This window comes from Pseudomonas sp. Tul2A7, assembly GCF_054790505.1.
In genome coordinates this window covers 1,277,128-1,301,958 of the sequence record NZ_CP186499.1, presented here as the reverse complement: position 1 = coordinate 1,301,958, position 24,831 = coordinate 1,277,128, and the positions used below count along the sequence as shown (strand labels likewise).

At 60.6% G+C, this 24,831-nt stretch carries 21 protein-coding genes; 9 read left to right on the top strand and 12 right to left on the bottom strand.

Going from position 1 to position 24,831, the window contains the following annotated elements; translation table 11 throughout:
* Positions 1-134 precede the first annotated feature (134 nt).
* The 3 genes from ACOYXJ_RS05975 to ACOYXJ_RS05965 all read right to left on the bottom strand — a co-directional run bounded on the left by ACOYXJ_RS05975 (position 135) and on the right by ACOYXJ_RS05965 (position 4,265).
* Positions 135-1,757 (bottom strand): collagen-like triple helix repeat-containing protein, encoded by a 1,623-nt coding sequence (locus tag ACOYXJ_RS05975; protein ID WP_460368435.1) that lies wholly within the window; start codon positions 1,755-1,757, stop codon positions 135-137.
* Between the two features lie 298 nt (positions 1,758-2,055).
* On the bottom strand, positions 2,056-2,910 hold the full coding sequence (locus tag ACOYXJ_RS05970) for a MaoC family dehydratase (RefSeq protein WP_460368433.1): 855 nt from the start codon (positions 2,908-2,910) through the stop codon (positions 2,056-2,058).
* A 2-nt stretch (positions 2,911-2,912) separates the two neighbouring features.
* Positions 2,913-4,265 carry a 3-oxoacyl-ACP reductase gene (locus ACOYXJ_RS05965; protein WP_460368431.1) on the bottom strand — a complete coding sequence of 451 codons (1,353 nt, stop codon included), beginning with the start codon at positions 4,263-4,265 and terminating at the stop codon, positions 2,913-2,915.
* 257 nt (positions 4,266-4,522) lie between these two features.
* On the opposite strand from ACOYXJ_RS05965, the gene ACOYXJ_RS05960 reads away from it, so the two are divergent.
* The 3 genes from ACOYXJ_RS05960 to ACOYXJ_RS05950 all read left to right on the top strand — a co-directional run bounded on the left by ACOYXJ_RS05960 (position 4,523) and on the right by ACOYXJ_RS05950 (position 9,707).
* Positions 4,523-5,800, top strand: coding sequence for an acetyl-CoA C-acetyltransferase (locus ACOYXJ_RS05960; RefSeq protein WP_460368429.1), 1,278 nt, complete (start codon positions 4,523-4,525; stop codon positions 5,798-5,800).
* Positions 5,801-6,298: 498 nt separating this feature from the next.
* On the top strand, positions 6,299-7,195 hold the full coding sequence (locus ACOYXJ_RS05955) for a PA4780 family RIO1-like protein kinase (RefSeq protein ID WP_007914672.1): 897 nt from the start codon (positions 6,299-6,301) through the stop codon (positions 7,193-7,195).
* Between the two features lie 1,303 nt (positions 7,196-8,498).
* Complete coding sequence (locus tag ACOYXJ_RS05950) at positions 8,499-9,707, top strand: MFS transporter (protein ID WP_460368426.1); 1,209 nt, start codon at positions 8,499-8,501, stop codon at positions 9,705-9,707.
* On the opposite strand, the gene cueR is transcribed toward ACOYXJ_RS05950, so the two are convergent.
* The 3 genes from cueR to ACOYXJ_RS05935 all read right to left on the bottom strand — a co-directional run bounded on the left by cueR (position 9,661) and on the right by ACOYXJ_RS05935 (position 13,043).
* Positions 9,661-10,074 (bottom strand): Cu(I)-responsive transcriptional regulator, encoded by a 414-nt coding sequence (cueR, locus tag ACOYXJ_RS05945; RefSeq protein WP_110721132.1) that lies wholly within the window; start codon positions 10,072-10,074, stop codon positions 9,661-9,663. The genes ACOYXJ_RS05950 and cueR overlap by 47 nt on opposite strands.
* Positions 10,071-12,464 carry a copper resistance metal-translocating P1-type ATPase CueA gene (cueA, locus tag ACOYXJ_RS05940; RefSeq protein WP_460368423.1) on the bottom strand — a complete coding sequence of 798 codons (2,394 nt, stop codon included), beginning with the start codon at positions 12,462-12,464 and terminating at the stop codon, positions 10,071-10,073. The genes cueR and cueA overlap by 4 nt, the downstream gene beginning before the upstream one ends.
* Positions 12,465-12,659: 195 nt before the next feature.
* The gene (locus tag ACOYXJ_RS05935) at positions 12,660-13,043 is read right to left on the bottom strand and encodes a hypothetical protein (protein ID WP_102901604.1); all 384 of its coding nucleotides are present in this window, start codon (positions 13,041-13,043) and stop codon (positions 12,660-12,662) included.
* A gap of 148 nt (positions 13,044-13,191) precedes the next feature.
* On the opposite strand from ACOYXJ_RS05935, the gene ACOYXJ_RS05930 reads away from it, so the two are divergent.
* Together ACOYXJ_RS05930 and ACOYXJ_RS05925 are read left to right on the top strand one after the other, a co-directional pair.
* Positions 13,192-13,389, top strand: a complete 198-nt coding sequence (locus tag ACOYXJ_RS05930; protein WP_025111719.1) for a cation transporter — start codon at positions 13,192-13,194, stop codon at positions 13,387-13,389.
* 179 nt (positions 13,390-13,568) lie between these two features.
* Positions 13,569-14,771 carry a multidrug effflux MFS transporter gene (locus ACOYXJ_RS05925; protein ID WP_460368420.1) on the top strand — a complete coding sequence of 401 codons (1,203 nt, stop codon included), beginning with the start codon at positions 13,569-13,571 and terminating at the stop codon, positions 14,769-14,771.
* 6 nt (positions 14,772-14,777) lie between these two features.
* Here the strand turns inward: ACOYXJ_RS05925 and ACOYXJ_RS05920 are convergent, their stop codons facing one another.
* The 3 genes from ACOYXJ_RS05920 to ACOYXJ_RS05910 form a co-directional block, all read right to left on the bottom strand.
* Complete coding sequence (locus ACOYXJ_RS05920) at positions 14,778-14,951, bottom strand: hypothetical protein (RefSeq protein ID WP_007914687.1); 174 nt, start codon at positions 14,949-14,951, stop codon at positions 14,778-14,780.
* Positions 14,952-15,111: 160 nt separating this feature from the next.
* The gene (locus ACOYXJ_RS05915; protein WP_460368418.1) at positions 15,112-16,125 is read right to left on the bottom strand and encodes a zinc-binding alcohol dehydrogenase family protein; all 1,014 of its coding nucleotides are present in this window, start codon (positions 16,123-16,125) and stop codon (positions 15,112-15,114) included.
* Positions 16,126-16,157: 32 nt separating this feature from the next.
* On the bottom strand, positions 16,158-16,451 hold the full coding sequence (locus ACOYXJ_RS05910) for a putative quinol monooxygenase (protein WP_460368416.1): 294 nt from the start codon (positions 16,449-16,451) through the stop codon (positions 16,158-16,160).
* Positions 16,452-16,570: 119 nt separating this feature from the next.
* Here ACOYXJ_RS05910 and ACOYXJ_RS05905 point away from each other — a divergent pair, with 119 nt between their 5' ends.
* From ACOYXJ_RS05905 to ACOYXJ_RS05895, 3 genes are all read left to right on the top strand, one after another.
* A complete protein-coding gene (locus ACOYXJ_RS05905) occupies positions 16,571-17,500 on the top strand; it encodes a LysR family transcriptional regulator (protein WP_150795720.1) in 930 nt (309 codons plus the stop codon).
* A 316-nt stretch (positions 17,501-17,816) separates the two neighbouring features.
* On the top strand, positions 17,817-18,548 hold the full coding sequence (locus ACOYXJ_RS05900) for an ArsR/SmtB family transcription factor (protein ID WP_016987369.1): 732 nt from the start codon (positions 17,817-17,819) through the stop codon (positions 18,546-18,548).
* A 140-nt stretch (positions 18,549-18,688) separates the two neighbouring features.
* Complete coding sequence (locus tag ACOYXJ_RS05895) at positions 18,689-20,071, top strand: MFS transporter (protein WP_460368413.1); 1,383 nt, start codon at positions 18,689-18,691, stop codon at positions 20,069-20,071.
* A gap of 121 nt (positions 20,072-20,192) precedes the next feature.
* Here the strand turns inward: ACOYXJ_RS05895 and ACOYXJ_RS05890 are convergent, their stop codons facing one another.
* The 3 genes from ACOYXJ_RS05890 to ACOYXJ_RS05880 form a co-directional block, all read right to left on the bottom strand.
* The gene (locus ACOYXJ_RS05890) at positions 20,193-21,146 is read right to left on the bottom strand and encodes an adenosine deaminase (RefSeq protein ID WP_042557518.1); all 954 of its coding nucleotides are present in this window, start codon (positions 21,144-21,146) and stop codon (positions 20,193-20,195) included.
* Between the two features lie 80 nt (positions 21,147-21,226).
* A complete protein-coding gene (locus ACOYXJ_RS05885; RefSeq protein ID WP_460368411.1) occupies positions 21,227-22,192 on the bottom strand; it encodes a 2-oxoglutarate and iron-dependent oxygenase domain-containing protein in 966 nt (321 codons plus the stop codon).
* Positions 22,193-22,337: 145 nt separating this feature from the next.
* Positions 22,338-23,411 carry a BMP family ABC transporter substrate-binding protein gene (locus tag ACOYXJ_RS05880; RefSeq protein ID WP_102901596.1) on the bottom strand — a complete coding sequence of 358 codons (1,074 nt, stop codon included), beginning with the start codon at positions 23,409-23,411 and terminating at the stop codon, positions 22,338-22,340.
* Between the two features lie 287 nt (positions 23,412-23,698).
* Between ACOYXJ_RS05880 and ACOYXJ_RS05875 the strand changes: the two genes are divergently transcribed.
* A complete protein-coding gene (locus ACOYXJ_RS05875) occupies positions 23,699-24,790 on the top strand; it encodes a calcium:cation antiporter (protein WP_150795723.1) in 1,092 nt (363 codons plus the stop codon).
* Positions 24,791-24,831 lie beyond the last annotated feature (41 nt).

Genomic DNA, 24,831 nt, shown 5'->3' with positions numbered 1-24,831 from the left:
AGGACACTCCATGGTCAGATCACAGCACTGGGCTGAATTCTCCTAAGAAAAAAGGCGGAAGACTCGTGGGAATCTTCCGCCCTCAACCAAGCGTAGGCGCTGTAGGTGAGGCCGTCGAATCGGCCAGGTGCAATTTAGCGTTGGCTGCCTCCCAGAGTATTAGTCAGACCACCGAGTACACCGCCCAGACCGCCACCGGTTGTACCTCCGCTGGTTCCTCCGCTGGTCCCGCCGTTGACCAGTCCACCGACGGCGGCAACGGTGCCGCCGACGTTGGTGACCAGACCACCGACCGCTGTGGTGACCGGGTTGTTGGTCGCGGCAATGGTGGTGCCGATACTGCTGACCGCACCGCCAACCTGGCCGGTGAGACCGGCGACGGGTGCTCCGATACCGGTCGCTGCACCGACTTGTTGAGTCACGTTGGTCACAGCGCTGGTGACCGGATTCAGACCCGTGCCCAAGGTGGCGCCAACCGTGGCCAGAGGTGAGGTTGTCGCGGTGATCGGGGTGCCCGATCCACCGAGTACGGTGTTGAGCGAAGCGACGGTATTGCCGAGGCCGGTAGCGGTAACGCCGCCGGCGCTGACGACGCCATTGGTATTGCCGGTATTCAGCCCTGCGCCGACGTTGACCACGGCACCGCCGACGGTTTGCAGCAGGCCAGTACCACCGAGGCCGCCGCCCAGACCACCACCCACTCCACCAGTACCCGAGCCGGTGCCGTTGGACACCAGACCACCAGCCTTGCCGACCGCGGTGCCGGTATTGCTCAACGCGCCGCCGAGGGTGTTGGTCAAGGCATTGCCGTTACCCGCATCGGTGACCTTGCCGCCCAGAGTGTTCACCGCGCCACCGACTTGCGAGATCGCGCCTTTGAGTGGATCGCCGAGCCCGGTGGCAGTGCCGAGCTTGTCCGTGGTGCTTTCGACCATCGCGATCACGGGTACCAGACTGCCGCCGACTTTGTTCGTCAGTTGGCTGGTCGGGCCGTTGCTCAGCGTGGTGTCGAGGGTATTGCCGAGCATGGTGACTTTCTCGCCGACACCATCAAGCAGCGGCGCGACTTTGGTCACAACACCGCCCACCACCGGAACGCTGCCAGTCGCAGTGGACAGCTTGGCGCTGAGGTCGGACACGCCGTTGCCGACATCAGTCACCGCGCCGCCGACCGAAGCGACGGTGGTGGTCAGGCCATTCGGGTCGGTGGCCAGTTTGCCAACGCCATTGGTGACACCATCACCCAATGTGCTGACGACATTGCCGGCGGTTCTGGCCGCACTTTGTACAACGCCACCGACAACAGGAACGCTGCTCAGCGAGTCACCGATCTGGCCAACGCCATCGCCGACGCCAGCGACGGTATTACCGACATCCTGCACCAGCGTGGTGGTCACCAACGGGGTGGTGGTTGGATTGGTCGGGTTGGTGGGATCGGTCGGATCTGTCGGGTTGGTTGGATTGGTCGGATCGGTGCCACCTGTACCACCTGTTCCGCCAGTACCACCCGTTCCGCCCGTGCCACCGGTTCCGGCAGTATCGCCGGTGCCCCCGGTTCCGCCGGTGCCGGCAGTATCACCGGTGCCACCCGTACCGCCAGTATCCGAGGTACCGCCAGTGCCAGCGGTACCGTCCGCCGCGGAACTGCCGGAGCTGCTTTTATGACCGCCACCACCGCTGCTGCACCCGGTGAGGCCAAGGGAGAGAATCAATGCCAGAGCGATTGCCGATTTGCACCACACGCCTTGAGTTTTCATGATCGTATTCCTTGCACCTGTCACAACGTTCGTTGACTTCGATGGCTCGCCGATCTGTCGTCGGTGATGCCTTCGACCGTTGTGCTCAATCTCAGTCCAGGGGCGGGTTTCAGACCATTCTCAAGTTGGTATTAACGCCTTTATATAGAGGGCGAAGTTCAGCGCCTAAGGACTAATACCCACGATATAGCCGCACAAAAAAAGGCCTTGATAATCAAGGCCCGGTTTTTTTCAGTGGAAGGAGGAAAGACGGCGAAAACTTAAGTTATATACACACAATTAACGGTGTCCCGCGTGCTCAAGCAATGTGTTGCCACTGCCCGACCATGTGTTCCAGCTCTTGTGCACCGATCAGCCGCAACTCACCACTGGACCCCGCCGCACTCGCCAGCAAGGTCACCTCACTGGGCAGGCGCACCGGTTTGCGAAAGTGCACGGCGATCTCAAGGTTGGCCTTGGGCAAATGATCGCCCAGCGCCGCGAGCGTTCGCGCCTTGTTCCACAAACCATGGGCGATCGCTGTTGGAAAACCGAACAGCTTGGCGCTGGCTGCACTCAGGTGAATCGGGTTGTAGTCTCCGGACACTTTGGCGTATTGCCGGCCGATATCGGCCGGCGCTTTCCAGCGCGCCACCTCCACCAGCGATTGCGAGGGTTCCCAGGTTTGTTCGACAGCTTCGCCCTCGAGCTTCACGCCGCGACAGAGCATCTGGCTTTCGGCTTCCCACAACGGCCCGAGCTGGTCATCCAGCGTGGTCAGCAGATCGAACGTCGCACCTTTGGGATGCGCTTGCAGGTTCGTCACGCGCACGCTCACCTGCGCCCGACCGATCCCGCCCATCGGGCGCAACACGCGAATGCGGTTGCTCAGATGAATCAACCCCAGCAGCGGAAACGGAAAGTCCTTGGCCGTGAGTAATTGCATCTGCAAGGCAAACGCGAGGATATGCGGATACGTCGGTGGCAACAGACCGTCATCGATGAATCCGCAGACCTTGCGATAGGCCGCCAGGCGTTTGCCATCGACATCGACCCAACAGCGCAAACCGCTGTCGGGCAATTGCGTGCCGGTGATTTTCCGTCGCGTTGCCGCCCTTGCGTAAAGCGCAGGCAGACTCGGCTCGCGATCCAGCGTGTGCCATTCGATGCTCATGCCTAAGCCCCCAGAACACTTTGTCCACAGACCCGCAGCGCCTGCCCGGTGAATGCGCCGCTGCCCGGTTGTGCCAGCCACGCGACGGCTTCGGCGACGTCCTGCGGCAAGCCGCCCTGACCGAGCGAACTCATGCGCCGCCCGGCCTCGCGCAGGCCGAACGGAATGTGCGCGGTCATCTGCGTCTCGATAAAACCGGGCGCAACGGCATTGATGCTGATGCCACGTTCCAGCAGCGTCGGCGCCCAGGCTTGCGCCAGACCGATCAGCCCGGCCTTGCTCGCGGCGTAGTTGGTTTGCCCACGGTTACCGGCAATGCCGCTGATCGAAGCCAGCAGAACGACCCGCGCATCATCCTGCAGCGTGCCGCTGTCGAGTAGCGCTTTGGTCAGCACTTGCGGGGCATTGAGGTTGACCGCCAGCACCGCGTCCCAGAATTCCGGGGTCATGTTGGCCAGGGTCTTGTCACGGGTGATGCCGGCGTTGTGCACCAGAATGTCGAGGCCGTCGGGTAGTTGTTCGATCAGTTGCGTGGCGGCGTCGGCGGCGCAGATATCCAGGGTGATCGCTCGGCCACCGAGGCGCGCGGCAAGTGCTTCCAGATCGGTCTTGGCCGGCGGTACATCGAGCAGGATCACGTCGGCGCCATCGCGGGCCAGGGTTTCAGCGATGGACGCACCGATGCCGCGCGCCGCGCCGGTGACCAACGCCTTGCGCCCGGCCAGCGGGCGCGTCCAGTCAGTCACTGGCGTCGCACAAGCGGTCAGGCGAATCACCTGTCCGGACACAAACGCACTTTTCGGCGAGAGGAAAAACCGCAGCGGGCCTTCCAGTTGATCTTCCGCGCCTTCGCCAACGTAGATCAGCTGCAGCGTGCCGCCGCTGCGCAGTTCTTTGGCCAGCGAACGGGAAAACCCTTCCAGCGCGCGCTGTGCGCTGGCGGCAAACGGATCACTTAGGGTTTCCGGCGCGCGACCGAGAATCACCAGATGGGCGCTGTGGTCGAGGTTTTTCATCAGCGGCTGGAAGAATTCGCGCAGTTGCTTGAGCTGGTCGGTGTGCAGCAATTCGCTGGCGTCGAACACCACGGCTTTGAGTTTCGGGCCGTGGCCGGGAATCCATTCGGTGGCGGTTTCCGGTTGTTCGCCGTAACGGTAGATGCCGTCGGTCAAACGGTTGGCGAAGGCACTGATGCGCTCGGCCAGCGGTCCGCCGCCGATCAGCAGCGCACCTTCCACTGGCCGCAGGCGCCCGGCCTGCCAGCGTTCCAGTCGCACCGGCGACGGCAGACCCAGCGCCCCGACCAGACGATGGCCGATGGACGAGTTGGCGAAGTCGATATAGCGGTCAGACATGGAACGCTCTCCAGAAGTTGGGGTTCAAAGTGTGGACTGCCGACGGCAATCAATCGTTCGATTCACGCAATAAGGCCTACGCTAGACACTGAGGTTTAGCAGGTCTTGCAGAGGAACGCGGTAATTGTGGGAGCGAGCCTGCTCGCGAAAGCGATGTGTCAGCCACTGAAGATGCTGAATGTGCCGGCGTTTTCGCGAGCAGGCTCGCTCCCACAGGGGACTGCATCAAATTCGATCAATTTGAAAAGGAGTTATTCATGAGTCAGCTGCGCCGCGTCGCGATCATTGGCGGTAACCGTATCCCTTTCGCCCGTTCCAACGGCCCGTACGCCACCGCCAGCAATCAGGCGATGCTGACCGCCGCCCTTGAAGGCTTGATCGAACGCTATAACCTGCACGGCCAGCGCCTCGGCGAGGTGGTGGCGGGCGCGGTGCTGAAATTGTCACGAGATATGAGTCTGACCCGTGAATGCGTGCTCGGCTCACGTCTGTCACCCGCTACGCCGGCCTACGACATTCAGCAAGCCTGTGGCACCGGGCTGGAAGCGGCGATCCTGGTGGCGAACAAGATCGCCCTCGGCCAGATCGACTGCGGCATTGCGGGTGGCGTCGACACCACCTCGGACGCACCGATCAGTGTCAGTGAAGGCCTGCGCAAAATTCTCCTGCAAGCCAACCGCGCCAAGACCACCGGCGACAAGCTGAAAACCTTTCTGCAACTGCGGCCCAGACATCTGATTCCGGATTTCCCACGCATCGGCGAACCACGCACCGGGCTGTCGATGGGCGAGCACTGTGAGTTGATGGCGCAGACCTGGCAGATCCCGCGTGAAGAGCAGGATCAACTGACCCTCCAAAGCCATCACAAACTCGCCGCGTCCTACAGTGAAGGCTGGCACAACGACCTGATGACGCCGTTCCTTGGTCTGACCCGCGACAACAACCTGCGTCCGGACCTGACCCTGGAAAAACTCGCGACGCTAAAACCGGCGTTCGAGAAAAGCGCGAAAGGTACGCTGACGGCGGGCAACTCCACGCCGCTGACTGATGGTGCCTCGGTGGTGCTGCTCGGCAGCGAAGAATGGGCAAAGGAGCGTGGCTTGCCGATCCTCGCTTACCTGCGCGATGGCGAGGCGGCGGCAGTGGATTTCGTCAACGGCGCCGAAGGACTACTGATGGCGCCGGTGTACGCTGTGCCGCGTTTGCTGGCGCGCAACGGGCTGACCTTGCAGGATTTCGATTACTACGAAATTCATGAGGCATTCGCCGCGCAAGTGCTGTGTACGTTGAAGGCTTGGGAGGATCCGGAATACTGTAAAACCCGCCTGGGCCTCGACGCTCCGCTAGGCTCGATCGATCGCAGCCGACTCAATGTGAAGGGCAGTTCTCTGGCGGCCGGGCATCCGTTTGCCGCGACTGGCGGGCGTATCGTCGCCAATTTGGCCAAGCTACTCGATGCGGCAGGCAAGGGCCGGGGTCTGATCTCGATTTGCGCCGCGGGCGGGCAGGGCGTTACCGCCATCATCGAACGCTAGAAGAGCCCCTCACCCTAACCCTCCCGAAACGTCGGACCGCCCAAAGGGAGAGGGGACAGATTGGGGGATGTTTGAGCGATACGCCGACCTGATCGAGCTTTACCGAATCCATAATCGACGGTGTTTCAGTCAGATGGTTAGCCCAATCCATAATCGACGTGTTTCAGTCAGATGTTTATTCCAATCCATAATCGACGCGGTATTTCAGGTCGATGTATAACGCCAGACACCTCGGTCGGCTCCCTCTCCCTCCGGGAGAGGGCTGGGGTGAGGGTAAAGGGCTAAAACCGCAGATGTCAGATTCTGTCGCAAATGGCCTCAACGGCCGATACCAACAATCGAGGCCGGCTCGGCTATGATTCGCCGTGGTCGATTTTTTCGGCACAGTGTGTGCATTCACAGGTTCACAGGTCGGCAACCCCTCCCCGTAATGCGAGGATTGCCGTATAACGAGTGACATTCGCGTGTTTGGTAATAAAGGACCCACAATAAAAGCTGATGAAGACTCCAAAACGCATTGAACCCCTGATCGAGGACGGTCTGGTCGACGAAGTGCTGCGCCCACTGATGAGTGGCAAAGAAGCAGCTGTTTATGTGGTGCGCTGCGGCAATCAGTTACGTTGCGCAAAGGTCTACAAGGAGGCGAACAAACGCAGTTTCCGCCAGGCGGCCGAGTATCAGGAAGGCCGCAAGGTGCGCAACAGCCGACAGGCTCGCGCGATGGCAAAAGGCTCCAAGTTCGGTCGCAAAGAGACCGAAGATGCCTGGCAGAATGCCGAAGTGGCGGCGCTGTTCCGTCTGGCCGGCGCCGGGGTGCGGGTGCCCAAGCCGTATGACTTCCTCGACGGCGTGCTGTTGATGGAACTGGTGGCCGACGAATTCGGCGATGCCGCGCCGCGTCTCAATGATGTGGTGCTGGAGCCGGATCAGGCGCGCGAGTATCACGCGTTCCTGATCTCGCAGATCGTGCTGATGTTGTGTACCGGTCTGGTGCACGGTGACCTCTCGGAGTTCAACGTGCTGCTGACGCCGACCGGTCCGGTCATCATCGACCTGCCGCAGGCTGTCGACGCTGCCGGTAACAACCACGCGTTCAGCATGCTGGAGCGGGATGTCGGTAACATGGCTTCGTACTTCGGTCGCTTTGCCCCGGAATTGAAGCTGACCAAGTACGCCAAGGAAATGTGGGCGTTGTACGAAGCCGGCACCTTGCACCCGAACAGTGTGCTGACCGGCGAGTTCGATGACCCGGAAGACCTGGCCGATGTTGGCGGGGTGTTGCGCGAGATCGAAGCGGCGCGCCTCGACGAGGAGCGCAAGCAGGCCATCCGTGCGGCGGACGACGAGCCGAAAGGCAAGTCCGACGAGCCACCGCCACCACCGTGGATGCAGTGATTGCTTGACGAGAAACCCGGCTTCGGCCGGGTTTTTTGTTTAAATCACAAGCTCCCTCACCCCAGCCCTCTCCCGGAGGGAGAGGGGGCCGACCGAGGTGTCTTGCGTCATACATCGACCTGAAACACCGGGTCGATTATGGATTGGACGAGGTCAGCGTTTGGACCTGTCTGGATTCGGTAAAGAAATTCCAGGTCGGCGTATCTCCACAGCATCCCCCAATCAGCCCCCTCTCTCTCCGGGAGATGGGGCCGACCGAGGTGTCTTGCGTCATACATCGACCTGAAATGCCGGGTCGATTATGGATTGGACGAGGTCAGCGTTTGGACCTGTCTGGATTCGGTAAAGAAATTTCAGGTCGGCGTATCTCCACAGCATCCCCCATTCAGCCCCCTCTCTCTCCGGGAGAGGGGCCGACCGAGGTGTCTTGCGTCATACATCGACCTGAAACACCGGGTCGATTATGGATTGGACGAGGTCAGCGTTTGGACCTGTCTGGATTCGGTAAGGAAATTTCAGGTCGGCGTATCTCCACAGCATCCCCCAATCAGCCCCCTCTTCCTCCGGGAGAGGGGCCGACCGAGGTGTCTTGCGTCATACATCGACCTGAAACACTGGGTCGATTATGGATTGGACGAGGTCAGCGTTTGGACCTGTCTGGATTCGGTAAAGAAATTTCAGGTCGGCGTATCTCCACAGCATCCGCCAATCAGCCCCCTCTCTCTCCGGGAGAGGGGGCCGACCGAGGTGTCTTGCGTCATACATCCACCTGAAACACCGGGTCGATTATGGATTGGACGAGGTCAGCGTTTGGACCTGTCTGGATTCGGTAAGGAAATTTCAGGTCGGCGTATCTCCACAGCATCCCCCAATCAGCCCCCTCTCTCTCCGGGAGATGGGGCCGACCGAGGTGTCTTGCGTCATACATCGACCTGAAACACCGGGTCGATTATGGATTGGACGAGGTCAGCGTTTGGACCTGTCTGGATTCGGTAAAGAAATTTCAGGTCGGCGTATCTCCACAGCATCCCCCAATCAGCCCCCTCTCTCTCCGGGAGATGGGGCCGACCGAGGTGTCTTGCGTCATACATCGACCTGAAACACCGGGTCGATTATGGATTGGACGAGGTCAGCGTTTGGACCTGTCTGGATTCGGTAAAGAAATTTCAGGTCGGCGTATCTCCACAGCATCCCCCAATCAGTCCCCTCTCCCCCTGGGAGAGGGTTAGGGTGAGGGCCACTTTCGGATCAACGCAATTTCGCGTCTACTGTCCACCGCTCCAACCACACTCAAGGACTGAATGTGACCACCCCGCGCAACACCCACCTGATCGTGACTGCACGCCTGATCTCCGACTTCGGCGCCTTCCTCAACATGGTTGCGCTGGCCACCTACGTCTATCTGCTGAGCAACAGCGCCATGAGCGTCGGGATCTTTCTCGCCAGCCGCGTGGGCGGAGGAATTTTTGCCAGCCTGATCGGCACCGCGTTTTACCGCCGTTGCAGCGGCCGCGCACCGCTGATCGCGTTCGACCTGCTGCGCGCCAGCGTGCTGGGCTTGTTGTTGGTCGTGCCCGTCAGCCTGCAGGCCTTGCTGTTGCCGGTGATCGCCTTCGGTCTGGGCCTGGGCAATTCGATGTTCGCCATCGGTCTTAACAGCCAGTTGCCGCGTTTGATCCACGCCGATCAGTTGCTCAAGGCCAACGCGTGGATCACCTCGGCCTCATCCGCCGCGATGGTTGGCGGCAGCCTGGTTTCGGGTTTGCTGGTCGCGGGGTTTGGGTTTGAAACGGTGTTCGCCCTGAATGCGCTGACTTACCTGCTGGCAGCATTATTGATTGTGCCGCTGCGGTTCGAACCGGCGACCGTCAACGACGAACCTGATCGCGGCGAATGGACCGCGCTCAAGCAAGGCCTGCGTTCTGCGCCGGTGATTGCCGCGATGCTCGCGGTGACCATGGCCGACACCTTGGGCAGCGCTGCGCACAACGTCGGCTTTCCGATCATTTCCAAATTGCTCACGCCGGAGTCGGCGAGCACCACGCTGGGCCTGATGCTCGCGGTGTGGGCCAGCGGCAAACTGCTCGGCGCGCGAATCGCCAGCCGTCTCAAAGGCTCGGACAACATCAACCTCGAACGGCGGTTTTTCTTCGGCGTGGCGCTGATGTCCTGTGGCTTTATCCTGATGTTCCAGCAACACAGCCTCTACGGTCTGCTGCTGTTTTCCTTGCCGGCGGGTTTGGGTGATGGCTTTTCCGAAGTCGGGCTGATGTCGCGTCTGCAACGTGAGCCCGAGCGCTTGCGCCTGCCGATTTTCAGCGTGCTGACCTTGCTGCAGATGACCGGGTTCGGCATCGGCATGCTCATCGCCGCGCCGTTCTACGGGTGGTGGACGCCGGGTGCCGTGGTCATGCTGTTCCACGGCATTCCCCTCGGCACATTGCTCACGATAAAGCTGTTGGCGCTCAAGCGCGGGCGGGTTGCGCGCAGCAGCCCGACGCCAGCTCCTTGAGAATCGGGCAGTCGGGGCGGTGGTCGCCGTTACAGTGCTCGACCAGATCCTGCAGTGTGTCGCGCAGTTCGCCAAGTTCGCGGATCTTCTGATTCAACTCGTCGATGTGCTGGCGGGCCAAGGCCTTCACATCGGCGCTGGCGCGTTGGCGATCCTGCCACAGGGTCAGCAGTTTGCCGACTTCCTCCAGGGAAAAACCCAGGTCCCGCGAGCGCTTGATGAATGCCAGCGTGTGCAGGTCATCGTCACCGTAGATCCGGTAACCGCTGTCGGTGCGATGCGCCGCTTTGAGCAGGCCGATCGACTCGTAATAGCGGATCATTTTTGCGCTCAGGCCACTGTGTTTGGCTGCTTGACCGATGTTCATCGGTGCTCCTCCAGGTCCTTGGGTTTCCAGGTTTTCAACAGTAGCGCATTGCTCACCACGCTGACGCTCGACAGCGCCATGGCTGCACCGGCCAGTACCGGGTTGAGAAAACCGAATGCCGCCAGCGGAATGCCGATCAAGTTGTAGACGAAGGCCCAGAACAGGTTCTGGCGGATCTTCGCGTAGGTCTTGCGGCTGATTTCCAGCGCCGCCGGCACCAGCCGTGGATCGCCGCGCATCAGGGTGATGCCCGCCGCGTGCATGGCCACGTCGGTGCCGCCGCCCATGGCGATGCCGATGTCGGCTGCGGCGAGGGCCGGGGCGTCGTTGATGCCGTCGCCAACCATCGCGACCACGCCGGTTTTTTTCAGCTCGCTGACAGTCGCGGCCTTGTCCGCTGGCAGCACTTCGGCGTGGACATTGCGGATGCCCAGCGCTTCGGCGACGACGCGCGCGCTGCCGCGGTTGTCGCCGGTCAGCAAATGGCTGTGGATATCCCGCGCGGCGAGTTGCTGCACGGCTTCCAGTGCGCCGGGCTTCAGGGTGTCACCGAAGGCGAACAAGCCGAGCACTTGCGGTTCAGGACTTTGCTCGATCAACCATGACAGGGTGCGGCCTTCGGCTTCCCAGGCTTGGGCAGATTCGCTCAGGTTGCCGGCGCTCAAACCACTTTCCTCAAGCATCCGCCGATTGCCCAGCGCCAGACGTCGTCCATCGAGATTGCCGGCAATGCCGCGACCGGTCAGCGATTGGCTGTCGCTGACATCCGGCACGTTCAGGCCTCGTTCGGCGGCTGCATCCAGCACCGCTTTGGCCAACGGATGTTCACTGCCGCGTTGCAGCGCGCCGGCCAGTTTCAGCAGCGCGTCTTCATTGCCATCCACTGCACTGAAGTGGGCGATACGCGGCGTGCCAGAGGTCAGTGTGCCGGTCTTGTCGAACACCACGCTGCTGACTTCATGGGCGCGCTCCAGGGCTTCGGCGTCCTTGATCAGAATGCCGTGGCGCGCCGCTACGCCGGTGCCAGCCATGATCGCCGTCGGCGTAGCAAGTCCCAGTGCACACGGGCAAGCGATGACCAGAACGGCAACGGCATTGATCAGTGCAGTCTCCAGTGGTGCGCCATAGAGCCACCAGCCGATCAGTGTCGCCAAAGCTAAAACCAGCACGGTCGGCACGAACACCTGACTGACTTTATCCACGAGTTTCTGGATCGGTGCCTTGGCGGCTTGGGCGTCCTCTACCAGACGAATAATCCGTGCCAGCACGGTTTCCGCACCGAGTGCCTGAGTGCGCACCAGCAAACGGCCTTCACCGTTGATCGCGCCGCCCGTGACCTTATCCCCCGGTTGTTTCGGCACCGGCAGGCTTTCGCCGCTGATCAGTGCTTCGTCGGCATGACTCTGGCCTTCGATGACTTCGCCATCGACCGGGAAACGTTCGCCGGGTTTGACCAACACCAGATCGTTCAGGCGCAACGCGCTGATGGCGACATCCTGTTCGCGGCCATCGATCACTTGAATCGCCCGCTCCGGGCGTAACGCCTCGAGGGCGCGGATGGCGCTGGCAGTCTGGCGTTTGGCGCGGCTTTCCAGATATTTGCCGAGCAGCACCAAGGCAATGACCACCGCCGATGCTTCGAAATACAGATGCGGCATACGCCCGGCGGCGGTGGCCCATTCGTAAAGGCTCAGGCCGTAACCGGCGCTGGTGCCGAGGGCGACCAGCAAGTCCATATTGCCGGCGCCAGCGCGAACGGCTTTCCACGCCGCAACATAAAAGCGTGCACCGAAAATGAACTGCACCGGTGTGGCGAGGGCGAATTGCGCCCAGGCCGGGAGCATCCAGTGGATGCCGAACGGTTGCAGCAACATCGGCGCCACCAGCGGCAGGGCGAGGGCGATCGCGCAGATCAACGCCCAGCGTTCATGTTTCAGACGTTGCTGTTGGTTATCGTTTTGTGGGTGTTCGGCTTGCCAGACGCTGGCCGAGTAGCCGGCCTTGGTGACGGCTTCGAGTAGGGTTTGCGGATCGACCTGACCGAGCAATTCCAGATGCGCGCGTTCGTTGGCAAGATTGACGCTGACGCTTTTCACCCCGGCGACTTTATTCAGGGCACGCTCGACGCGACCGACGCACGAGGCGCAGGTCATGCCTTCAATATTCAGTTCAATTGTTTGCTGCGGGACGCTGTAGCCGGCACGTTCAACCGCCTCCATCAACGCCGGCAGGCTGTCGCCGGGCGCCTGCACACGGGCCTGCTCGGTGGCGAGGTTGACGCTGACGGCACTGGCGCCGCTGACTTTGCTCAACGCCCGCTCGACACGGCCGGCGCAACTGGCGCAGGTCATACCGGCAATCGGCAGATCGAACGTGATGGAATCGGACATCGGTCGTACTCCCTGTAGTAGATGCCTACAAGGATCAACCTTGCCATGCGGGCAAGGTCAAGCGCCAATCTTTGAAGCGCCGCAAAAGCAACTGTGGGAGCGAGCCTGCTCGCGAAAGCGGTGGGTCAGTCAACATCATCGCTGAATGACACACCGCTTTCGCGAGCAGGCTCGCTCCCACAGGTCTGGATTTGCTTAATAGCCGAGATCGGCGCGCTTCAGGTACATGCCTTCCTGTGTCATCGCGATCCGGTACTTCTGCACATCGCCCGCCTGCAGTTTTATTTCCTGTGAACCCGGTGCGAGCAAGCCCGGATTGCAACCCGGTACTTGCCCCGGCAGTAGTTTCAGACGTAGCGAAACAGTGCCAGGTGGCAAGTTGAAAGATGTGCTCTGTTCCTGAAACAGGCGTGCCGACAGCTGATCCTGGATATACACACCGATTTCGCAGGAGGTTGCCACTTCCAGACGCTCACGGGAGATGATCAGAACGCCGTAATCCTCGCCGGCAGCTTGTACTTGAGGAACGGCGGCAAAGAGGCTGAGCAAGCCAAACAGGCTGAAAGCTGACCAGCGCATGGCTGAATCTCCTGAATTTAAGTCATTAATGTACGCAGCTTGGCCGAGCGCGACGCCGATTGCCAGCCCGGCAGTTTATTGAAGAACTTGACCTTGCCATCGTGGCAAGCTCGAGACTGCCGGCAACCTCACTCAAAGGAGTCATTCCATGCAAGTGTTCAACGTTCAAGGCATGTCCTGCGGTCACTGTGTCAAAGCCATCACCAATGCTGTGCAGGCCAAGGATCCGGCGGCCAGTGTGCGGGTTGATCTGGCTGCGAAAGAGGTCGGCGTGGAAAGCGCGCTGAGCGCCGAGCAGGTGATCGAGGTCATCAGCGAAGAAGGCTACGCAGTGAAACTCGCCTAGAAGCAAAAGATCGCAGCCTGCGGCAGCTCCTACAAGGGGACGCATTCCAAAGTAGGAGCTGCCGCAGGCTGCGATCTTTTGATCCTGGCTTTTTTGATTGTTAGCGAGCTATCGGAATGTTCAAGGCGTCCGGGCGCGGCTAGACTGTCGGGCTGCCGACTTGCCAACCTGGATGCCTGATGAACTTCCGTACCATTCTGATCCTCGGTGCCTTGACCGCCTTCGGGCCCTTGGCGATCGACTTCTATTTACCCGCATTTCCCGCGATGGCGCTGGCGTTCGGCACCGACGAGAAACATGTACAGATGACGCTGGCGGCGTATTTCGCCGGGTTGTCGATTGGCCAACTGGCTTACGGCCCGGTGGCGGATCGCTTTGGCCGACGCATCCCGTTGCTTGTGGGCCTCACGCTGTTCACTTTGGCATCACTGGCCTGTGCTTATGCGCCAAATCTGGAATGGTTGATCGGTGCGCGTTTCGTCCAAGCGTTGGGCGGTTGTGCGGGGATGGTGATTTCCCGGGCCGTGGTCAGTGACAAATGCGACGCGGTGGGATCGGCGAAAGTCTTTTCGCAATTGATGCTGGTGATGGGCCTGGCGCCGATTCTGGCGCCGATGCTCGGCGGTCTGCTGGTCAACACCACAGGCTGGCAGTCGATCTTCCTGGTGCTGACCGGGTTCAGCGCGCTGGCCGGTTTGGCCGTGGCGCTGGGGCTGCCGGAAAGTATGCCGGCGCACATGCCGCGCCAGCCGTTGTCCGGTGCGCTGCGCCAGTACGGGCGCTTGCTCAAGGATCGGGTTTACCTCGGTCATGCCCTGACCGGTGGCATCGCCATCGCCGGGATGTTCGCCTACATCGCCGGCTCGCCGTTTATCTTCATCAAGTTGTATGGCGTGCCGGCCGAGCATTTCGGCTGGTTGTTCGGCACCAACGCGGCGGGGTTCATTCTGGTGGCGCAGGTCAACGCGCGGATGTTGGCCAAGCGCGGCCCGGCGTTCCTGCTGTCGCGGGCGGTGTGGGTTTACTTCGGCGCAGGGCTGGCGTTGCTCGCGGTCAGCGCAATGCACACCGAATCCTTGTGGCCGCTGCTGATTCCACTGTTCATCTGCGTGTCGAGCCTGGGCTGCATCAGCCCAAACGCCGCCGCCTGCGCGATGAACGGTCAGGGCGCACGCGCCGGCAGTGCTTCGGCACTGCTCGGCTGCATGCAATTCAGCGTCGCCGCTGGCGCTTCAGCGCTGGTGGGGGTATTGCACGACGGCACCGCCGTGCCGATGGCAATAGTCATCAGCGTGTGCGGTTTGCTGGTGGTGTGCGTGGCGCTGCTCACCCGCCGTCTGCAGAATGCCCGGGCTCTGGCGCAAGCTCAGGCCGAGGCATAAATAGCCTCAGCCGGCAGCGCGCTGCTGGCTGCGGTCGGGAATCTGATGGGGCGCGCAAAGTCGCGCTTCGAGGGTGCGAGTGAAGGCCAAAGCTTCGGCTTCACTGCGGAATGTCACGGCGTGTTGGTCCAGACGAACCTGCCATTGAGACTTTGCCACTTCTTTTATCAGGATCTTCATTGCTGACCTCCCTTGCGTAAAAGATGTATCGCAGAGGCTTCGATTGTAGTCCTGAATACGATCGCAATTGTGACAACGGTCAAGCATCGGACTGACGGCAAAAAACAGCGCAGCCCCGCCGACCGCTCTAGGTCCGGCGAAGGCTGCGCTGTGCGGTTTTTTAGAAACCTTCTAAAACAATTTTCCCCTTGGCTTTGCCACTTTCCAGCAGCTCATGGGCGCGACGCAGATTCGCCGCATTGATCATGCCGAAATGCTCGCCCACCGTGGTTTTCAACGTCCCGGCATCAATCAGCTCAGCAACGCGGTTGAGCAGTCTGTGCTGCTCAATCATGTCCGGCGTTTCGAACAGCGAGCGGGTGTACATGAACTCCCAGTGCAGCGACAGGCTCTTGCGCTTGAGTTTGCTCACGTCCAGCGACTTCGGATCGTCGATCAGTGCCAGTTTGCCTTGCGGTGCCAGCGCCTCGACCAGTTGATCGAGGTGCTGATCGGTTTGGGTCAGGCTGGCAACATGAGTCACGCTGTCGATCCCGGCGCGCTTGAGTTCTTCGCTCAGCGGCTGGCTGTGATCGATGACCAGATCGGCGCCCAGTTCTTTGACCCAGTCGCGGGTCTGCTCGCGGGACGCAGTGCCGATGACCTTCAGGCCGGTCAGTTGTTTGGCCAGTTGCGTGAGGATCGAGCCCACCCCGCCGGCCGCGCCGACGATCAGCAGGCGCTGATCTTCATTGGTTTTGCTTTCGCGAATTTGCAGGCGCTCGAAGAGCAATTCCCACGCGGTGATCGCGGTCAGCGGCAGCGCGGCGGCTTCGGCAAAACCAAGGGATTTCGGCATATGGCCGACGATACGTTCATCGACCACGTGCAGTTCACTGTTGCCGCCGGCACGGGCGATAGAGCCGGCGTAGAAAACCTTGTCGCCAGCCTTGAACAGCGTCACTTCGCTGCCGACAGCCTTGACCACGCCGGCAACGTCCCAGCCCAATACTTTCGCCGCGCCGTTTTCCGGCGCCACGTTCTGCCGCACTTTGGTGTCGACTGGATTAACCGAAATGGCTTTGACTTCCACCAGCACATCGCGCGGGCCGGCGACCGGCTCTGGCAGTTCGATGTCTTGCAGGGATTTCGCGTCGCTGATCGGCAGTGAAGCGTAATAGGCGATGGCTTTCATGAGTGGCTCCGTACAGGTAATAGAAGAAGGGGTCAGGCAATCGCGCCGAGGCGCTTGAGCTGAAAGTGTTCGATGGCGTGGCCAGCCGTTGCCTGGAAATGCTGGAAGTGCGCGCTGGTGTTGTGCGCCTCAAGAATCGCTTCGCTGGCCCAGTGTTCAATCACATAAAAAACCTGCGGGTCGGCGAGGTCACGGTGCAGGTCGTACTGGCTGCAACCGGCTTCGGCGCGGCTCGGTTCAACCAGTGCGCGCAGGCCCTGTTCGAGAAGGTCCTGTTGGCCCGGTTTGGCGATCAGGGTGGCAATAGCGGTGAATGGCTGGGTCATGCTCGGCTCCAGAGAAGCGGGATGAATACGATGGAGAGATGATTGGCTATTTCTCTGCGAGATAAAACCGGCTAAAAGTGCAGTCTCTTTCAATATTTTTTTGATAATCGAGGCTGAGCATGCTGCGTTTCGACGACTTGCAGTTGTTTGTCCGGGCGGCGGACCTGGGCAGTCTGTCAGCAGCAGCGCGGGTAATGGATATGTCCGCGGCCGTGGCCAGTGCGGCATTGAAACGGATCGAACAGCAACTGGGGGCGCGCTTGCTGGCCCGTTCGACCCGCAGCTTGCGCCTGACAGCCGAAGGCGAAGGCTTTCTCGAATACGCGCGGGCGGCGCTGAGCAATCTTGATGAAGGCCGACGTTTGCTCGCCAGCGGGCAGGAACAGGTCAGCGGTATTTTGCAGTTGTCGGCGCCTTCGGACTTCGGCCGTAACCTGTTGCTGCCATGGCTCGACGAGTTCCAGCGCGAGCACCCGAAGCTGACCGTGCGCTTGCTGCTTGGCGACCGCATCGCCGACCTGTTCCGTCAACCGGTGGACATCGCCTTGCGCTACGGCGAGCCGGAAGACTCGAGCCTGGTCGCTTTGCCCATCGCCCCGCAAAACCGCCGCGTGCTGTGTGCCTCCCCGGCGTACCTGGCCCGACACGGCGAGCCGCACCAGCTCGAACAACTGACTCAGCATAACTGCCTGCTGTACATGCTCGGCAGTCGGGTTCATGACCATTGGAGTTTTCACGACGGCAAACGCGAGGTCAGTCTGACCGTCAGTGGTGACCGTTTCAGTGATGACGCCGACGTTGTGCGTCTATGGGCGCTGGCTGGAGCGGGAATAGCCTACAAATCCTGGCTCGACGTGGGCGCCGATGTGCTCGCCGGCCGCCTCAAAGTGCTGCTGCCGGAGCTGCTGTGCGAACGCGCTCCGCTGAATCTGTTGTGCGCCCATCGCGCACAATTGAGTAAGCCGGTGAACCTGTTAAGGGAAATGCTCGCCAGCCGATGCGCTTATTTGAGTAGTCAATTTCCCGTTTTCTCGAAAGTTGATCATTAGTCGCAGCTAAATAGAGAAATTTCTGTCAGGAACAATCACCACCCGTGCAGGCTGCGGCACGGGACGCGGCCTGCATCCCGCTTATACTAGCGCCCGCCTCATGCAAGTACCTTAACCCGGCCCGAACGCCTTCGCACTGTGCTGCTCCTGTCTGGTTCAGGATTGTTCAGCGAAGCTGGTTTCTGCGCCGGAAGATGTTATGTCAATGGCCTGCCTTGCCCCGGCTCAGAGCGATTTTCGCGTCTTGGCCGCCGACCCATTACTGGTCAAGATGTCTGCGAGCAGTAGACGATACGATTCCACAGGGAGTGAATACATGGAACATGCACCTTGCATCAGCCAGATCGCCACGTTGCTGGCCGACCCCAAGCGCAGCGCGATGATGTGGGCGCTGATGGATGGCTCGGCCCGGCAGACCGAGGAGCTTGCGTTACTGGCAGGTCTGTCGCCGTCGTCGGCCAGTGCGCATCTGGCACGGCTGGCCTCTGGTGGTCTGTTGAAGGTCGAAGTTCGTGGTCGCAAACGGTTTTTCCGTCTCTCGGCACCGGAGGTGGGCGCGGCGATAGAGGCGCTGGCCAGCGCCACCATCGCCAGTGCCCCGCGCGAAGTCGCCGAGGTTTTCAAACGCAGCACCCCTTTGGCCAAGCCCCAGGCGGCACCGTCTTCGCTGTTGCGCGCACGCTTTTGCGACGATCATCTGGGGGGCACGCTGGCGGCCGACCTGTATCAGCGATTGCTCGACGCCGGCTGGATCGAACAGCTTGAACAGCGCGTGGTGGTGACCCTCAAGGGTGCAAAACAACTGGCAGGGCGGGGAGTGTTCATTCAGGCGCTGGCCCATCGCAATGTTCAGGTCGCCTGTGCCTGCCCGGACTGGAGCGAGCGTCGTCCGCACATGGGAGGTACCCTAGGCGCCGCGTTGCTGCAGTTGTTCATGCAATCCGGCTGGCTGACCCTGCCCAATGACTCAAGAGCGCTGCAACTGACGGCGACCGGGCAGCGTGAACTGCATCGATTTGCCAAGGAAACCGAGCTGGAGATGGCCTAGCAGAGCCGCTTGATCATTACCTGCCACGGCGGCATTCCGGCTGGCGTCGTCTACGGCTGCGAACAGGTCGCATCCAGCACGAACGCCCAGGCGTGATCGCGCACACTCGATCCGGGGACATTTCGGATGGGGGACGCGGTATGGATAATCAAGGCTACAGTGCGGCAGAACGCTTGGAACGACTGCCGATCAGCGGTTATCACCGGATCATTTTTATCATCATCGCTCTGGCGTTTTTCTTCGACTCCATGGATCTGGCGATGATGACGTTCCTGCTCGGCTCGATCAAAGCCGAGTTCGGCTTGAGCAGTGCGCAAGCTGGACTGCTCGCTAGTTCGAGCTTTTTCGGCATGGTGCTGGGGGCGTCGCTGTCCGGCATGCTCGCTGATCGCTTCGGGCGCAAACCGGTGTTTCAGTGGAGCATCGTGTTGTGGGGCGTGGCCAGTTATCTGTGCTCGACGGCGCAAACGGTCGAGACGCTGACGCTGTTTCGCATCCTGTTGGGGATTGGCATGGGCATGGAGTTTCCGATCGCCCAGTCGATGTTGTCCGAGCTGATTCCAGCGCAACGCCGCGGGCGCTATATCGCGTTGATGGATGGCTTCTGGCCGCTGGGGTTCGTAGCGGCCGGCGTACTGTCTTACTTCCTGTTACCGCTGATTGGCTGGCGCGACATCTTTCTGGTCTTGGCGGTGCCGGCGGTGTTTGTGCTGGCGATCCGCTTTTTCATTCCCGAGTCACCGCGCTGGCTGGAACAGGCTGGAAAGCTTGAAGCGGCAGACAAGGTGTTGAACGGCATAGAGGCGCGGGTGCGTTCGTCGCTCGGTGGTGCCGCGTTGCCGGAACCGCTGCGCTTGCCGCGCACCGTGACGCCGCCGGGCGACTTCTTTGCGGCGCTCAAACAGATCTGGTCGCCGCAGTATCGCCAGCGCACGACGATGATCTGGAGCTTGTGGTTCTTCGCGCTGCTCGGCTTTTATGGGCTGACGTCGTGGTTGAGTGCATTGCTGCAACAGTCGGGTTTCGCCGTGACGCAGTCGGTGTATTACACCGTGCTGATATCCCTGGGCGGGATTCCCGGGTTCTTGATGGCGGCGTGGCTGGTCGAGCGCTGGGGGCGTAAACCGGTGTGCATCGTCACCTTGCTCGGTGGTGGGGTGATGGCGTTTCTCTACGGCCAGAGCGCAGTGTTTGGCGGTAACGTTACGCTGCTGATCGGCACCGGACTGTTGATGCAGTTTTTCCTGTTCGGCATGTGGGCGGTGCTCTACACCTACACGCCGGAGCTGTATCCGACGTCGGCGCGGGCGACAGGCTCGGGCTTTGCCTCGGCGATTGGCCGCGTGGGTTCGCTGCTCGGGCCGTTGGTGACCGGGCTGGTGTTCCCGATTACCGGGCAGGGCGGGGTGTTTGCGCTGGGCGCGGCGTGCTTCGCGATAGCGGCGGGGGTGGTGTGGCTGTTCGGGATGGAGACGCGGGGGAAAACCCTGGAAGAGCTGACAGAAACCCAAATCCCGGGCTAAACAAAGAACCCACTGTGGGAGCGAGCCTGCTCGCGAAAGCGGAGTGTCATTAAACGCAAATGTTAACTGACACTCCCTCTTCGCGAGCAGGCTCGCTCCCACATGGGTACTTCGGTGTTGTTTATGGTTTTACCAGTCGCGCATCCAGGCTGTTCTGCGCCAAGCGCTTGGCCTGATCCTGGGTCATGCCCAAATGCTCATACAACGCATGGAAGTTCTCGGTCACATAACCACCGAAGTACGCCGGGTCATCGGAGTTCACCGTGACCTTCACGCCACGCTCGAGCATGTCGAGAATGTTGTGCTGCGACATGTGATCGAACACGCAAAGCTTGGTGTTCGACAACGGGCACACGGTCAGCGGGATCTGTTCGTCGATGATCCGCTGCATCAGGCGCTCGTCTTCGATGGCACGTACGCCATGGTCGATACGCTGGATTTTCAGCAGGTCGATGGCTTCCCAGATGTATTCTGGCGGGCCTTCTTCGCCGGCGTGGGCAACGGTCAGGAAGCCTTCGTGACGGGCGCGATCGAATACGCGCTGGAACTTGCTCGGCGGGTGACCCATCTCGGAGCTGTCCAGACCGACCGCGACAAACGCATCACGGAACGGTAGCGCCTGATCGAGGGTTTTTTCGGCTTCTTCTTCACTGAGGTGGCGCAGGAAGCTTAGGATCAAACCGCTGGTGATACCCAGTTGCTGCTCGCCATCCTTCAACGCCGCTGCGATGCCGTTCAGCACCACTTCGAACGGGATGCCCCGGTCGGTGTGGGTCTGCGGGTCGAAGAACGGTTCGGTGTGAATCACGTTCTGTGCTTTGCAGCGCAGCAGGTAGGCCCAGGTCAGGTCGTAGAAATCCTGCGAAGTGCGCAGCACGTCAGCGCCCTGGTAATACAGGTCGAGAAACTCCTGCAGATTGTTGAAGGCGTAAGCCTTGCGCAGGGTTTCCACATCGTTCCACGGCAGGGCGATCTTGTTGCGCTCGGCCAGGGCGAACAGCAGCTCAGGCTCCAGCGAGCCCTCCAGGTGCAGGTGCAGTTCAGCCTTGGGCAAGGCGTTGAGCCAGTCGTACATATTCTTTTCTCATCAGGTGCAATGACGGCATTCTACAGATGCTCGTCGAAACAATTGGCAAAACCTGACCAAGCGATCCATCAAACGGCTTCCTGCTCGCGCCGATAAGCGTAGGTATCGGCGAAGCGCGAGAGCAGAAATTCGGCGCAGGTAGTGGTCGGATATTTCGCCGGATGCTGTGCGTCCTGACATCCGGGCAGGCATTCGATGCGCGTGTCCGGGTGCGGCTCGGCGAAGAACGGCATCGAGTAGCGATCCACGCCGAGCGGGCTGATCACCCGGTGCGGGGTCGAGCGATAACGGTCGTTGCTCCAGCGCGCCATCATGTCGCCGAGGTTGACCACGAAGGTGCCGCCAATCGGTGGCGCATCGATCCAGTCGCCCTGCACATTCTTCACCTGCAAGCCGCCGGCGCTGTCCTGATAGAGCAGGGTAATGCAGCCGTAATCGGTATGCGCGCCGGCGCCTTGCTGCTCGGCGGAGCTGGCGGTGTGGCGCGGTGGGTAATGGATCATGCGCAGCACGCTGACCGGATCAACGAAGCGGCTGTCGAAGAAGTCGCGTTCGATGTCGAGGACGATAGTCATCGCACGCAGCAGGGTTTGCGCGAGGGCCTGCATGTCGAGGTAGTGCTGCTCCATCAACTCAGCCCATCCGGTTTGCACCGGATGACGGTTCGGCCCGCGCAGCGGTTTTTCGGCGAGCACGTCGGGATGGTTGGCTGGCAGGTCCAGGCCCATGTCGAAGGTTTCTTTGAGGTCGCTGGGTTTGCTCGGGTCGAGTTGCTCGGTGGCGATCGCGCCGTAGCCGCGATGGTGGCGGGTCTGGGTGATGTCGATCTTGAGTTTTTCCGCTGCGGGCAGAGCAAAAAAACGTTGAGTCTGATCAAGCACGGCGTCGATGCGCTGCGCTGAAATCGGGTGGCCCTTGATGTAGAAAAAGCCCCATTCGCGGCAGGCGTGGTCGATTTGTTCGGCCACCGCAGGCCAGGCGTTTTCGTCGTTGGAGTAGAGCGGGCTGATATCAATGATCGGAAGCTGATCCATACACAATCCTTGAATACGCTGTGTTTCCAATGTGGGAGCGAGCCTGCTCGCGAAGAGGGAGTGTCAGACAACATTTTTGTTTAATGACACACCGCTTTCGCGAGCAGGCTCGCTCCCACAGGGTTTTGTGTGGTGAATCGGGGGATTACTTCGGCATCTCAGCCTTCATGCCTTCCACGTAATAGTTCATCGACGCCAGTTCCGCCGTGGTCGCACTCACACCTGCGGGGATTTTCTCGACGCCGGCCTGATCCTTGATCGGCCCGGTGAACGGCTGCAACGCACCGCTCTTGATGTCGGCAATGATCTGCTCGGCCTCGGCTTTCACTGGCGCCGGCACCAGATCACTGATCGGCAACTCAACCGTACCTTCCTTCAGTCCACCCCAGTAATCCTGGGATTTCCAGGTGTGGTCGATCACGCTCTGCGTCGCCTGAATATAGTGCGGCGCCCAGTCGTTGACGATCGAGGTCAGCACCGCTTTCGGGCCGAAGTGTGCCATGTCCGAGGCGTAACCCACCGCGTACACGCCACGACGTTCGGCGGCCTGAATCGGCGCCGGGCTGTCGGTGTGCTGGAACACCACGTCGACGCCCTGATCGATCAGGGCGTTGGCCGCATCGGCTTCCTTGCCCGGATCGAACCAGGAGTTGACCCACACCACTTTGATCTCGGTGCCGGGGTTGTATTTGTTCAAGGCCAGTTGAATCGAGTTGATATCGCGGATCACCTCGGGGATCGGGAACGAAGCGACATAGCCGATCTTCTTGGTCTTGGTCATCTTCGCCGCGAGGAAACCACCGACGTAACGACCCTCGTAAGTGCGCGCCAGATAGGTGCCGAGGTTCTTGTCCTGTTTGTAGCCGGTGGCGTGTTCGAAGGTCACCTTGGGAAACTGCTTGGCGACTTTGACAGTGGGGTTCATGTAGCCGAAAGAGGTGGTGAAAATCAGGTCGTACTTGTCCTTGGCCATGTTGCGGATGACCCGCTCGGCGTCGGCACCTTCGGCGACGTTCTCGACGTAGTTGGTGGTGATCTGATTGCCGAATTTCTCCGCGAGTGCCTTGCGCCCCTGCTCATGCTGATACGTCCAGCCGTGGTCACCGATCGGGCCGATGTAGACGAAACCGACTTTCAGCGGATCGGCAGCGCTGGCGCTCAGACTGATCCCCAGACCGAGGGCGGCGCACAGCAGTTTGTGCAGCGGACGTATTTGCATGAATTCGAACTCCATTTTGTTGTGTGTGGTCAGGGCCAATGCAAATTGCTGACCAAAAGGACAACAAACCGGTTTGAAACCGTGTGAAGGCCTTCGCGAGCAGGCTCGCTCCCACATTCGAGCGCATTCTCCTGTGGGAGCGAGCCTGCTCGCGAAGGGGCCAGCAAGGCCAATAAAAGTGCAATGGCCAAAAGCCCTGCCAGCGCTTGGTGCGCTAAGGTGTAACGAAACGTTAGCGCCGCCCCGCAGTCAGTAGCTCATTCGCACTCTTCGGCAAAAGGCCCGCCATGCTCACAATCCTCAAACAAGAAAGTTTTCTGCTACTGGCCGTCATCGCCGCGTGCGTCGCCTATCCGTTGGAACACTGGATGCTGCACAGCGGCCAGATCGTCGCGCTGACTGCCGGCCTGGCGCTGATCGCTTTCATCGTCGCCGCCTCGATGCGCGTCGCCCATCACGCCGAATTGCTCGCGGAAAAAGTCGGCGACCCTTACGGCACGATGATCCTCACGCTTGCGGCCGTGCTGGTCGAAGTGGTGATTCTGGCAATCATGATGAGCAACGAAGCCTCGCCCACACTGGTGCGCGACACGATCTATTCCGCCGTGATGCTCGACATCAACGGCATCCTCGGCCTCGCCGCGCTGATGGGTGGGATCAAACACGGCGAACAGTCCTACAACGACGATTCCGCGCGCAGTTACAGTGTGATGATCCTCACCGCCATGGGCGTGTCGATGGTGGTACCGGAGTTTATTCCCGAGGCGAACTGGAAGATTTATTCGGCATTCACCATCGGTGCGATGGTAGTGCTTTACGCGCTGTTTCTGCGCATGCAAGTCGGCCCGCACAGTTACTTTTTCAGCTACAGCTACCCCGACAAACGCCGCAAGAAAGAACCGCAGGACGCGCAGGCAAAAGCACCGAGCATCGGTCTGTCGATCGGCATTCTGGTGTTTGGCATTGTGGTGATCGGCGCACTGGCCGAAGTGATGTCGAAGACCCTCGATCTGGGCCTGGAAGGCACGGGCGCGCCGCCGGTGATCACGGCGATTCTGGTCGCGGCGATTTCCGCCGCGCCGGAGATTTTGACCGCGTTGCGTGCAGCGTTGGCCAACCGCATGCAGTCGGTGGTGAACATTGCGATGGGCGCGTCATTGTCGACGGTGATTCTGACGGTGCCGGTGATGGAAGCAATGGCCCTGTATACCGGCCAGCCGTTTCAGATGGCGATGACCCCGGTGCAGACGGTGATGATCTTCATCACGCTGATCGTCAGCGCGATCAACCTGAATGACGGCGAGACCAATGCCATCGAAGGCATGACGCACTTCGTGCTGTTCGCGACCTTCATCATGTTGTCCCTGCTAGGCCTTTGAGGTTGGCAGAAACCAATGTGGGAGCGAGCCTGCTCGCGAAG